10 protein-coding genes are annotated in these 12,332 nt (G+C 47.9%); 7 read left to right on the top strand and 3 right to left on the bottom strand.

The features are described 5' to 3' along the window. Positions 1-526: 526 nt before the first annotated feature. The 4 genes from MK185_15645 (at position 527) to MK185_15630 (ending at position 3,667) form a co-directional block, all read left to right on the top strand. Positions 527-1,522, top strand: a complete 996-nt coding sequence (locus MK185_15645) for a branched-chain amino acid aminotransferase (protein ID MCH2042063.1) — start codon at positions 527-529, stop codon at positions 1,520-1,522. A 90-nt stretch (positions 1,523-1,612) separates the two neighbouring features. Continuing rightward, positions 1,613-1,927 carry a hypothetical protein gene (locus tag MK185_15640; GenBank protein ID MCH2042062.1) on the top strand — a complete coding sequence of 105 codons (315 nt, stop codon included), beginning with the start codon at positions 1,613-1,615 and terminating at the stop codon, positions 1,925-1,927. A 38-nt stretch (positions 1,928-1,965) separates the two neighbouring features. Then, complete coding sequence (locus MK185_15635; GenBank protein MCH2042061.1) at positions 1,966-2,691, top strand: hypothetical protein; 726 nt, start codon at positions 1,966-1,968, stop codon at positions 2,689-2,691. A 316-nt stretch (positions 2,692-3,007) separates the two neighbouring features. Beyond that, the gene (locus MK185_15630) at positions 3,008-3,667 is read left to right on the top strand and encodes a cupin domain-containing protein (protein MCH2042060.1); all 660 of its coding nucleotides are present in this window, start codon (positions 3,008-3,010) and stop codon (positions 3,665-3,667) included. A 54-nt stretch (positions 3,668-3,721) separates the two neighbouring features. On the opposite strand, the gene MK185_15625 is transcribed toward MK185_15630, so the two are convergent. Beyond that, positions 3,722-4,219 carry a thioesterase family protein gene (locus MK185_15625; protein MCH2042059.1) on the bottom strand — a complete coding sequence of 166 codons (498 nt, stop codon included), beginning with the start codon at positions 4,217-4,219 and terminating at the stop codon, positions 3,722-3,724. A 414-nt stretch (positions 4,220-4,633) separates the two neighbouring features. Here MK185_15625 and hemB point away from each other — a divergent pair, with 414 nt between their 5' ends. The 3 genes from hemB to MK185_15610 all read left to right on the top strand — a co-directional run bounded on the left by hemB (position 4,634) and on the right by MK185_15610 (position 11,131). Beyond that, positions 4,634-5,644 (top strand): porphobilinogen synthase, encoded by a 1,011-nt coding sequence (gene hemB / locus MK185_15620; GenBank protein MCH2042058.1) that lies wholly within the window; start codon positions 4,634-4,636, stop codon positions 5,642-5,644. Between the two features lie 287 nt (positions 5,645-5,931). Further along, positions 5,932-8,040 carry a polyphosphate kinase 1 gene (gene ppk1 / locus MK185_15615; GenBank protein ID MCH2042057.1) on the top strand — a complete coding sequence of 703 codons (2,109 nt, stop codon included), beginning with the start codon at positions 5,932-5,934 and terminating at the stop codon, positions 8,038-8,040. Between the two features lie 202 nt (positions 8,041-8,242). Then, on the top strand, positions 8,243-11,131 hold the full coding sequence (locus MK185_15610; GenBank protein ID MCH2042056.1) for a ricin-type beta-trefoil lectin domain protein: 2,889 nt from the start codon (positions 8,243-8,245) through the stop codon (positions 11,129-11,131). Positions 11,132-11,227: 96 nt separating this feature from the next. On the opposite strand, the gene MK185_15605 is transcribed toward MK185_15610, so the two are convergent. Beyond that, the gene (locus MK185_15605) at positions 11,228-11,551 is read right to left on the bottom strand and encodes a hypothetical protein (GenBank protein ID MCH2042055.1); all 324 of its coding nucleotides are present in this window, start codon (positions 11,549-11,551) and stop codon (positions 11,228-11,230) included. A 459-nt stretch (positions 11,552-12,010) separates the two neighbouring features. After that, a complete protein-coding gene (locus tag MK185_15600) occupies positions 12,011-12,325 on the bottom strand; it encodes a hypothetical protein (GenBank protein ID MCH2042054.1) in 315 nt (104 codons plus the stop codon). Positions 12,326-12,332: the final 7 nt, after the last annotated feature.

The following is a 12,332-nucleotide window of genomic DNA, read 5'->3' as shown; positions in this document are numbered from 1 at the left end:
AAGCCACGACTTTATGGATGCTGGAGCGGTTCAGGTCCCAAGAGGCCAGCTCAATTGGGTCAGTTGATCCTGCAATTGATGGGCAAGACGCTGGTGAATCACAGTCAGTCGTCTCAGATTGCGGATAAAATACGCCACATCATCGAAGAAAGACGAGCGATCATGGTAAAAATGAGGGATAATCCCGGCTCCATAAATTCAGACCGTCTTGACTTCAACCGTTGATTGAGTGCCGGTGACGTACACGAGTCGGATTTATGTGGTATCGGGTGTGTTGGCTTGATCACATCCCTGCAGTGGCGCAGTCCCAACCCTTGACTGAGTGCTCCTGCCGTTGTGGCCTGATAAGTTCACAAGACTGTCAGACCCTCCAGGAAACCGACCTGGCCTATCAGCGTTTAAACTCATAAGCGCACACCACAAAAACAAGATGTACGATTGAAGCGGTTCAGCGCTTCAGTTTGGCTTTGACAGATTATTGAGTAGGGCAGCCCATTCAGGCTCCCATCTGAGGTTAGGAATAGAAATGGCCGCATTTGGAACAGTTTTCATGCCGAAAATGGCACTGGCAACTTTCGAAGATAATTCCTGGACAGCATCAAGCATCGTCCCTTCCGACAAATTAGAATTTCATCCGGGCGCTCATGTCTTACACTATTCGAGCACCTGTTTTGAAGGTTTAAAAGCCTTTAGACACGAAGACGGCAGCGTCAACGTCTTCCGTATGGATGCCAACATCAATCGTATGGCACAAAGCAGTGAACTGCTGTATCTGCCAGAAGTTGATAAAGCCCAACTCGGTCAGATGATTAAAGACATCGTCGCACTGTATGCCGACGAAGTACCGGCACCACCGGGTTCTATGTACATTCGCCCAACTCATATCGGTACCGAAGCTGCCATTGGTAAAGCGGCGGCGCCCTCTGAGTCTTCCATGATGTACGTGCTGATTTCTCCGGTAGGCGATTACTTTAAGAGTGGCGCTAAGCCATTACGTCTGCTGTTAGAACAAGACGGTATGCGCTGTGCGCCACACATGGGCATGATCAAAAGTGGCGGCAACTACGCCAGCGCGTTAGGCCCGATTCTGCAGGCACGTAAAGAACACAATGCCGACCAGATTCTGTTTTGCCCGAACGGTGACGTGCAGGAAACCGGTGCAGCGAACTTTATCCTGATCGATGGTAACGAGATCATCACCAAGGCGTTAGACAGTAGCTTCTTACACGGCATTACCCGTGATTCGATTCTGACGCTGGCGCGTGATATGGGGATGACCGTCAGCGAGCGTGACTTCACCGTTGATGAACTGATCGAACGTGCCAGCAAGCCAGGCACGGAAGCGGCACTGTCCGGTACCGCTGCGGTATTAACCTCAGTCGGAACCCTGATTCACAACGGCGAAGAAATCACCGTAGGTACTGGTGAACCAGGTGAAACGACTCAGAAACTGCGCCAGGCGCTCAATGCAATTCAATGGGGCAAAGCTGAAGACAAGTTTGGCTGGTTGCAGAAGGTTTAACCTAGCAATCAGCTCTACCTGTTATGAGCTTTGTCGTGCTAGGATTGCCGACCTTTTTAAACTGTAAAACACTAACAAAAGGATTTTCTCATGAAGTTCGTATCTATCGTTTTCGCATCGGCTTTCTTAATTGCCTGTGGTGGTGGTTCCAGTAGCTCAAGCAGCGGTGATAAAAACGATCAATCACAAAGCAGTGGCCAGGTTGACGATTCTTCTGTCTGCCAGGTGAACGCGAATAAAATTGAAATTACAGAAGGTAAAAGCTGTACTTTGAGTGCAGACACCGTAACTACGTATCGCTTATTTTTTAACGGCGAAGTCAGCTGTACTGGTGGTAAAATCGTCACAACCGGCCTGACAGCAGAAACTGTAAACGTTAACGGACTTGCTATTTCTTGTAAGTAATCAGGCATGGCCAGCATACGCTGGCCATTTCTCTTCTTATGAAAGTCACTCTTCTCTTCGTTATTTTCTTTCTTGGCTTCCTGACCGGTCGATACACCACTCCAGACACTGCACCCCAATCTTTGATTAATATTTCTCAGCCTTCTCCAGCAGCAATAGCGACGACACCAGTAATGACGCCACAGACCTCAGACAACAACCGTTCTAAGGTATCAGGGCTGTCAAACGCAGAAGAAGAATCGTCATTAGCGCTAATGCCCAATGTGCTGCCCGCGATCATTCAGGCGGCACCACAGCAAGCAGTAAAAGATGTTATGTCATACTTTTTGGATGAAGGAGAACTGGCTGAGATATCAGATATAAACATGTTTGCACGGCGTTATGCCGAAGAAATCACGTTGATGGCAACCGAATCTGATCCATCTAGCACGACAACGATTAAGGTTTCTTTATCTTCTGCTCACGTCGAGCACAGCTCGTTGCTCAATCTGGATAAAAACAATTCGGTCTATGCCCACGTTAACTTTGGCGGCGGTATCGCTGCAGGTTCGGCAAAAATTATGAGTCGTTGGGTGAACCTCGATACCAACGAAGTACTGTTCTTTGAGAGAAGTTCAATTATTCCCACAGCGGATAACAATTGGGTCAGTTTTAAACCTGCAGAGGGATGGAAGGATGGAAACTATGAAGTATCTTTCTATGAGTTCTCAGATACGATGAAAAAACTAGCCGCTCAAAACTTTTATCTGACCACTGACCACTGACCACTGACCACTGACCACTGACCACTGACCACTGACCACTGACCACTGACCACTGACCACTGGGATCATATCTACAGATGTCATATGTGGAGTTCGCCTCATAAAAAACATGTCAAATCTACACACTATTTTATTAAAGCTGCGTCCAGAGCTATGAGGTTTTCCCAGACCTAAAAACGGGTTAATCATGCAATCTTATCCAGCCAGCTGCTATGTCTGCCTACTGTGGAGCCTCTGCAACTGTGAAAACCAGCACTATCTACTAGCCAGATTCCGGTATGCTGTCTCTAATCAAAAATACAACCGAGCAAAACACATGCTTAACCTCGATTTCAGCCAACGTGTGGCGATCAACAGCAACGAGATGGAATGGTCACAAAGTCCGATGCCCGGTGTATTACGCAAACGTCTGGCGCGAGAAGAAGCAGAGCGAGGCCACGCCACCAGCATTGTAAAATACATGCCGGGCTCCAGCTTCAAGGCCCACCCACATCCGCTTGGCGAAGAAATCTTTGTATTGGACGGCGTATTTTCTGATGAAAGCGGTGACTACCCGGCGGGCAGTTACATCCGTAATCCGGAAGGTTTTATGCACGCGCCGTTCAGCAAGGAGGGCTGCACTCTTTTTGTGAAATTACATCAGTTTCAGGCCGACGATACTGAGACCATACGTGTTGATACCCGCAACGCCGAGTTTCTGCCGGGCATCGGCGGTTTAAAAGTCTTACCGCTGCACCAACATAATGGCGAATCAACCGCTTTGGTGTTCTGGCCAGCGGGTGAAAAGTTTCAGCCGCATACGCATTTTGGTGGTGAGGAAATTCTGGTGATTTCCGGTGAATTTATTGATGAGCACGGTCGCTATCCGGCAGGCAGCTGGCTGCGTAGCCCACATCTCAGCAAGCATTTCCCTTACGTCGAGCAGGATACGCTAATTCTGGTCAAGGTGGGTCACTTACCCGACCAACACGGATAATCGGTCTGATAAAATGTATTCAGTTGGTATCGTCCGGGCCATCACGAAGGCCCATTAGCCACAGAGATACGTGCCCGTACCCACCGCTATTAACTTGCCCTCTTCGTTGTGGAATTCCATCCGCGTGACCGCCACTTTATTACCAATACGGAGCAATGTTGCACTAGCAACAAATTCTTTGCCTTTTCCCGGGTGTAAGAAATCCACTCGCATATCGATCGTACCAAGTTTTGAGAGTTGCTGAGGACGCTGTTCCTTTGGAATTTCGTGGCGATTCATACGTTGCCAGGTGGCGATCAATGCCATCGCCCCGCCGGTTACATCCAATGCGGTGGAAATAGCGCCGCCGTGTAAGATACCTTGCAACCAATTACCAACCAGGTCATCACGCATACTCATACTGAACTCACAGCGGTCATCGCTCAGTAGTTTCGGTTTCAGCCCGAGTAACTTATTAAACGGAATCTGGTCGAGAAAATTCATCGTCAGATTCAGCTCTGTTTTGGTAAACCCTTCCGCCTGAACTTCATCGAGCTCGGTGTAGTCAGTCATATTGTCACCCTGAACTTCCGGTTGTGTAACATCGAGCCGCTGCGCGTTTGCGCACATCAATGGGGTGTCACCAGCGAATCAGTCGATGTCGATTATAGTTATTGCCAACGACAGCATTGTGATACAGAAATCGGCTATGAGTAAATTGCCGATACGACGCCCGGGCCTGTCCAATTCGCTCAGTCGCCAATGCAAAACCGTCAGCTCTGATATTGATCAAGTCTTGCTCAAGCCTCATGCGAACATCTCTGGCTGGCATAAAACGGTAACATTGGTGTCATAAAGTAGCCGACCTAACCATTCTTTGCGGTATATCAGGCTCTGGTCCGAGAACTCAATTATGATCAATAGAGTTAGCAGGCCCTTAGAGCTACAATCGGCATACTTATCAGTTCATACCTCCGGAGAGATTCCATGGCTTTTAGCGATGCCCAACGCATGTTCCCTGAGACCCGACTGCGCCGCATGCGCCGCGACGATTTTTCTCGTCGTTTAATGCGTGAGACTCAGCTGACAGTCAATAGCCTGATTTACCCAATGTTTGTATTGGAAGGCCATCAGGAACGTGAGGCGATTCCATCCATGCCGGGCATTGAGCGCTTATCCATCGACCTGATGGTTGAGGAAGTTCGCCACCTGGCCAAACTGGGCATTCCCGCGGTAGCACTGTTCCCGGTTACGCCGTTAGAGGCAAAATCGGAGCTGGCGGAAGAAGCGTTTAACCCGAATGGTCTGGCACAACGTGCCGTTCGTGCGATTAAAGATGCCGTGCCGGAGATGGGTGTGATGACCGACGTAGCACTCGATCCGTTCACCACTCACGGTCAGGACGGCATTATCGACGCCGACGGTTATGTATTAAACGATCGCACCGTCGACACGCTGGTGCAGCAGGCATTATCCCATGCGGATGCCGGTGCCGACATCGTTGCACCATCCGACATGATGGATGGTCGTATTGGTGATATCCGCGATGCGCTGGAAGAAGAAGCGTTTGTGAACACCCGCATCATGGCGTATTCAGCAAAATACGCGTCGGCTTATTACGGCCCGTTCCGTGATGCTGTTGGTTCAGCAGCTAATCTGGGGAAAGCAGATAAAAAGACCTATCAGATGGATCCGGCGAACAGCGATGAAGCGCTGCATGAAGTTGCGCTGGATTTATCCGAAGGCGCTGACATGGTGATGGTAAAACCGGGTATGCCGTACCTGGATATCGTGCGCCGAATTAAAGACGAATTAAAAGCACCCACCTTTGTGTACCAGGTAAGCGGTGAATACGCCATGCATAAAGCGGCGGCACAAAATGGTTGGTTAGATGATGAAGCCGTGATGCATGAGTCGCTGCTGAGCATTAAACGTGCGGGAGCCGATGGCATCCTGACGTATTACGCGAAGCAGTATGCGGAGTGGCTGAATCGATAAACTTTAAACACTGTGTGCTTTATTCATCGGAATTATTTTTCCCCACCGCATCAGTGCGACGTCCCTGTCCCTTGGTGCTAGCGGGACATCCTGTCCCTGTTCAGAAAAACAATTCTGATAACTAAAGCACTGGTGCCAAATACATCAGATTTAGCGAAATAACGAATCGGGTAAGCTTTAAATAGCAGTGATATGGATATCACGTCCGCCCGGCAGGGCCAGGGATGGCCCTTCGGGGCAGCGGCTTAAAGCTTACCTGATTTGTTATAAGCGAAAGGGAAAAACGAATGAGCGAAGCAGAAGTAACGGAAACACCCATCGATCTACACAGCAGCGAATATTACATCAATCGTGAACTCAGCCACCTGCAGTTTAATATTCGTGTTTTAGAACAGGCACTGGACGAAAGCCACCCGTTACTCGATCGTTTATTTTTCCTGTGTATTTTCAGCAAAAACCTCGACGAATTTTATGAAGTTCGGGTTGCTAACCTAACCCAACAATTAGCCTTCCGCCGGGAGCAAGCGGGTGCCGATGGTATGCACCCACAACAAGTTCTGGATGAAATTCACCAACTGTGTAGCCAGACGGTTGAGCGTCAGTACGACATTCTTAACGATACGTTATTACCTGCACTGGAGCGGGAAAATATTCGCTTCCTTCGCCGTGCTGACTGGAATGAAGAACAGCGTGAATGGATTCGTGCCTATTTCGAGAAAAGCGTACAACCCTTGGTCAGTCCGATTGGTCTTGATCCGTCTCACCCGTTCCCGCGCCTGGTTAATAAAAGTCTGAACTTCATTGTTGCACTGGATGGTAAAGATGCTTTCGGTCGCGAAACGGGTTTGGCCATTATCCCGGCACCACGTTCGTTACCGCGTATTATTCGTCTGCCAGATGAGTTATGCCCGAACGGCACACGCAAGGGTGACAACTTTATTTTCCTATCCTCGGTCATTCATGAATACGCCGATGAATTGTTCCCGGGTATGTCCATTAATGGCTGTTATCAGTTCCGTGTAACCCGTAACGCTGACTTAGAAATTGACCACGACGATACGGCCGATTTAGCGTCCGCACTGGAGGATGAACTTCACTCACGTAACTTCGGTGAAGAAATGCGTTTGGAAGTGGCAGACAACTGTCCGGACGAATTGGTTAATTTCCTGCTGACTCAGTTTAATCTGGATGAAAACGACCTGTTTAAAGTCAACGGGCCAGTCAACCTGTCACGCATGATGGAGGCTATTTTCCAGATTAATCGTCCAGACCTGCAGTACGCACCGTTTACTCCAGGCTTACCAAAAAATATTAATTTCAAAAAAAGTATCTTAGAGAGTATTCGCGAGAAAGACGCGTTGATGCTACACCCGTTTGAGTCGTTTACGCCGGTTGTTGATATGTTGCGCGAAGCGGCTAAAGATCCGGCGGTCAGAGCAATCAAACAAACACTGTACCGTACCGGTGCCAAATCTGAAATTGTAAATGCCTTAGTCGATGCCGCACGTAACGGTAAAGAAGTGACCGTGGTGATCGAGCTGCGTGCCCGCTTCGACGAAGAGGATAACCTCTATCTGGCCAACCGCTTACAGGAAGCGGGGGCCGTGGTGGTGTATGGCGTGGTGGGTTATAAAACCCATGCCAAAGTCATGCTGATCGTACGTAAAGAGGGCGATAAGTTTAAGCGCTATGTGCACATGGGAACCGGTAACTACCATGCAGGTAACGCCAGGGTTTATACCGACTACAGCTTTATGACCTGTGATGACTCCATTGGTGAGGATGTGCATAAAGTCTTTATGCAGCTGACTGGTATGGGCGAAGCATTACGCATCAAGAAGTTATTTCATGCTCCATTTACTTTGCACAAAAAAATGATCGAGCTGATTGATCGTGAGCGTGTTCATGCAGAGGCTGGCAAGCCAGCTTTAATTCGCATGAAAGCAAACGGTTTGACCGAACCTAAATTAATTCGCGCCTTATACAAAGCGTCTCAAGCCGGTGTAAAAGTTGAGTTAATTATTCGTGGCATGTGCTGTTTGCGTCCCGGTATCAAGGGAGTGTCTGACAATATTTCAGTGCGCTCGATTATTGGTCGATTCCTTGAACACACACGGGTCTATTATTTCCAGAATAATGGTAAGGACGAAATATACGCGGCCAGTGCCGACCTGATGGAGCGCAACTTACTGAATCGGGTAGAAACCTGCTTCCCGATTGAAATGAATAAGCTCAAAGAACGGATGAAACGCGAGCTGGAAGCTTATACGCTGGATAACTGCCAGGCATGGGTGTTACAGAGCGATGGCCGCTATTTACGCCAGCAACCCGCCGATGGTGAAGAACTGATTAAGGCACAGGCCATTATGCTGGAGAATCTGGCGACTTCGGCCTGATAAATAATCCGATAGGTGGGTTCGCTGCTGGCGAACTCGCTGTAAATGATCATTCCACGCTGTGCAAAAGCTGAAATCACTAATCAATTCTTAAAATCTGCTGCCTGAACACGGCATCTGGCCTGTGACGTCATAAGCACAAAGGTTGACCTTCCTTATATTTGTGTACGTTAGTACAAAAATATAACAACAAGGAAACCACATGTTCAGATCAGGCAAGCCTTTGCTGGCACTTACCCTACCGCTTCTTGTGACTCCCATCACGTGGGCAATGAGTGGAACACCACAGCCGGCGGCAGCAGCTCCGCCAGCAGACCAGCCTGCCGGCCAAGCCAACAGCCACAGCGCGCATACCGTACCGGCAGCGACTGCCGCCGTAAGACAATTATCAGTCCGCAGTAAACATTATAAAAATCAGCACGATCAGGTTTACATCGATGGCCTGGGCCGTGAAGTCAGCCTGCGTGGTTTTAATGTTTCAGGTGAGGTAAAACTGGCGGAATACGGTTTCCAACCCTTCGCTAACATGAACGACGCTAAGGCCAGTTTCGATATTCTCGGCAAACAAACCGGTAGCAACATGGTGCGTTATACGGTGGCCTGGGAGGGTATTCATACCGGCCCGAACACCATCGATTACACCTACCTCGATAATGCCATCGCCTATATGAAAGAGGCGATCCGTAACGGCATGTATGTGTTGGTGGATTACCACTCCGATTTGTACAGTCGCCATACCTTCCAGCTTGATTCCAAAGACACTGGCAACGGTGCGCCGGACTGGGCCGTTCATCCGGTAAATGGCAAAGACGATTGTGGTCTTCCCTGTGATATCACCTGGTCAGCACACAAGTTGTCTGACAGCGCCGTACGCAACGCCATGAAGTCATTCTGGTACGACCACTGGATCATGGATACAGATCTTGCAGCTGCTGAGCTTTACCTGCCTGCCAGTAACACCTGTGCCGATATTCAGGGCGGCAATGTGTCGAACTCCACTACCGTATTGTCCTGGCAATGCAGCAGTCAGCCACACCAGCAATGGCTGTATAAAAAAGACGGCACCCTGCATTCGGTCAAGAATCAGAATCAGTGTTTAGATGTAGCCGGAGCACGCACGGGTAACGGTACCGATATTCAGGTTTACAGCTGTAATGGCTCTAAAGCCCAGCAGTTTATTCTGGATAAAAAAGGTCGTTTGCACAGCGCACTGGATTTCAACAAGTGTATCGCCAACAACAGTGGCAACCTGAAATTAGCGGAATGTTCTCATACCGACTCAGCGACGACTCAAGCTCAACAGTTCCGCCTGCGTAGTGTTGTTGATAACTCCGATCTGGGGGCCGATCTGACTTATGCACAGTCTGCCTTTGTCTGGCAGATTGGCCAGGTGGCCAAATACATCAAAGCCAATATGAGCGCCGACGAGTTCTCCCACGTCTTAGGTTTTGAGCCATTAAACGAGCCGTTTGATGGCGGTGTTGGTGCGATGAGCTTTAAAGAGTTCGATAATCAGCTGTTGTGGCCCTTCTATGAGCGTGTTCGTGCTGAACTGGATGCTCAGGGTGTGAATAACAAACCCGTCTACGCTGAGCCAATGGTGTTCTGGAGTTCTATTGCTGGTATTACCGCGCCAGCAACCGGTGGTCATCACCTCGACTACAAACCGGGTAATGGTTTTGTTTTCACGCCACACTTCTATGATCAGGCACGGATGGGTATCGAAGACTTATCGGTCGCCCGCAACGGTGCACACTTCCCGAATCTGGATTTAATTCGTGATGAAGCGCGTTTCTTAGGGTTAACCACCTTCCTGTCGGAATTTGGTATGTGGTTGGAAGGTAACGGTCATACTGATACTGAACGTGTCGTAAATGGTACTTACCAGGGTATGGAGTCCTCTGATCGGGTGAGTGGCAAAGATCGCTACGTTGATTTTTACACCCCATTAATCAGTGGTGCTCAGTGGCAGTGGGATTATTACTACGATAATCACAACGAGCTGCAAAACGGCAATCCCGCGAAATTAAAAACCGAAGACGATGCCTGGAACGGTGAAAACTTCTCGGTCATTAATAACTATGGTCAGGGTTATAACGTCAAAGCCAATCTGGTTGAACGTGCCTATCCACGGGCGGTTCAGGGTGAAGTGATGCACTTTGCTTACGAGGGCCTGGTACCGGACCGTGCCAACAGCGTGATGTCTTATCACTCGATTCGTGCATCTCTGACAAATCAGTTTAACGATCGTGAGTTCCTGCGCGATAACAAGTTTGCTTTTCTGGCATGGCGTGGCCGCACCAGTGATGCGCCGACTGAAATTTATATACCCCGTCATATGAATCCGGCGCAATTAACCGTGATCACCGAAAAAGGTGTATTTAACAATCTGACAGTTAACGCAGCATTAACGCAGGTGAATAACGAAGTGGCGTTGATTACGGACCCGAATAAACAATCCGGTAGTGGCCATGTGGTACTGGTTTGGGATGATGCCGACCGTGGTGAAACCGCCCAGAGTTATCACTTCGCGCTGGTAATCGATGGTAACGCCGGATTATCCGACGCTCAGTTAAGTACGCTGCAACAAGCGGTTGCTCAAAGTGTGAATAACGAGCAGAGCCCGGTTTATCTGGTTAACTCTATGACCCACGGTGGTTACCCGGGTGATAAAGGTGCAGCCAGTAAAACCGGCGAAGGTTGGATGACGCTGACTAACCAGGGTTCTGGTCAATGTTTAGACGTTGCCGGTGGCCGTATTTTCAACGGCACCAATGTGCAGAGCTACCAGTGCAATGGCTCTGGTGCACAACGTTGGTTCTATGAAAAATCGACCGGTTTCCTGCGCTCCGGTGTTAACTGGGATCGTTGTTTGGATAATGGTGGTCAGAATAATAACGGCGGCAAAGTGGTCATCTGGACCTGCCAGCAAAACAATAATATGCGTTGGGATTTGGTCGGCAATACCATTCGTCCACGTACCAACCATAATGTTGCGGTAGACGCTTATGGCACAGGCGACAGCTCAAACGTTGGTATGTCAGCTGTGGATAATAACGATGCGATGCAGAAATGGACGTTTAACCATTAAGGTTTGATTTTCGCCTCGAATAAGTCGCGATATCACGCAGAAACAAAAAAGCCGGGTCATTCTGATCCGGCTTTTTATTGGTCAACTATACAAAGCTTAGCTATTGATTCTCACCATATATGCTGGTTTCGAAAGATCGTAGTCAGCACATGGATAGTTGTCATCAGAAAACCGTAGAGTAACGGTTTTTCTGGAAGCATGAGCGGTTAACAGTAAGGATAAACGCTCTTTTGTTCCCGGAACATCCAGAACTCCTAGTGTTTTCCAAGAATAGCCACTAACATCCGGATGAAATAAAACATGTGCGCCCTCAACCTGAATATGTTTAACTTTATAGGGACCGCAATCAGTCGCAGACATAGCCATACCACTAACCGTTAAAGCCAAAGATGCAATAGTTGCATGATATAAATTCAACATCACCTGTTCTTTGTTGATATAATGTACAATTTATAATATACAGTATTGCTGGAAATATCACAATTGATAAAGCTGACTTCTAACATTGAAATAAACTAAAAATAACTTGGGAAATAGAGGTCAATGCTATCGACCGATGAGCTAAATATTGAATTAAGCTGATAACTTCTGAAACTCTTTATTTTTTTGATCCAGCCCCATCGACACCCTTCAAAGGATCAAGAAATTTTCAATCGATAGGTAGAGCCAAACAAGAAAACTTTACGTATCAATCATGATGTTACATTAGACGCCTATAGCAAGGGCAACAGATCGAACGTCAGTATGTCAGCGATGGATAATAATGATGCAATGCGGAGTTAGTCGTTTAACCATTAAGGTTTGGCTTTCGCCTCTAATAAATCGCGGTATAACGTAGAGTAAAAAACCCGAATCAGAAGTGATTCGGGTTCCTTTATTCTACGGGAAAATCAAAATATAGCTTGCGGGATAGTAGTCTGGAAAAGTCGTACAGTCGATACTTGAATCCCTATTATTTATATATACATGCAACTTTTTCTGGGCAACCAGTGCAGAGAGAACTATTGCATTTCCTTTTTCAGAAGCAGGACATATCCACTTTCCATTAGTACCTGTAATCTTGAATGCAGTGTTCCCATCACATTTTTTAGGATAATCTAAAACAGTGGTCACTGTTCCAGAGCAAGGTGTGTTACCAGCCAGAGTAAACATAGAAAATAATGACAGTAATATAAATATCGTGATTTCTTTCATTTTTAAT

It is taken from the genome of Saccharospirillaceae bacterium, from assembly GCA_022448365.1.
Classification (GTDB): Bacteria; Pseudomonadota; Gammaproteobacteria; order Pseudomonadales; family Oceanobacteraceae; genus Bacterioplanoides.
The sequence above is the reverse complement of the archived record's forward strand: the minus strand, read 5'-3'. Positions and strand labels throughout refer to the sequence as shown.

Excerpts from the sequence above, each read along its gene's own strand:
- MK185_15645 (MCH2042063.1), top strand. The coding sequence starts at position 527 with ATGGCCGCATTTGGAACAGTTTTCATGCCGAAAATGGCACTGGCAACT.
- MK185_15640 (MCH2042062.1), top strand. The coding sequence starts at position 1,613 with ATGAAGTTCGTATCTATCGTTTTCGCATCGGCTTTCTTAATTGCCTGT.
- MK185_15635 (MCH2042061.1), top strand. The coding sequence starts at position 1,966 with ATGAAAGTCACTCTTCTCTTCGTTATTTTCTTTCTTGGCTTCCTGACC.
- MK185_15630 (MCH2042060.1), top strand. The coding sequence starts at position 3,008 with ATGCTTAACCTCGATTTCAGCCAACGTGTGGCGATCAACAGCAACGAG.
- MK185_15625 (MCH2042059.1), bottom strand. The coding sequence starts at position 4,219 with ATGACTGACTACACCGAGCTCGATGAAGTTCAGGCGGAAGGGTTTACC.
- hemB (MCH2042058.1), top strand. The coding sequence starts at position 4,634 with ATGGCTTTTAGCGATGCCCAACGCATGTTCCCTGAGACCCGACTGCGC.
- ppk1 (MCH2042057.1), top strand. The coding sequence starts at position 5,932 with ATGAGCGAAGCAGAAGTAACGGAAACACCCATCGATCTACACAGCAGC.
- MK185_15610 (MCH2042056.1), top strand. The coding sequence starts at position 8,243 with ATGTTCAGATCAGGCAAGCCTTTGCTGGCACTTACCCTACCGCTTCTT.
- MK185_15605 (MCH2042055.1), bottom strand. The coding sequence starts at position 11,551 with ATGTTGAATTTATATCATGCAACTATTGCATCTTTGGCTTTAACGGTT.
- MK185_15600 (MCH2042054.1), bottom strand. The coding sequence starts at position 12,325 with ATGAAAGAAATCACGATATTTATATTACTGTCATTATTTTCTATGTTT.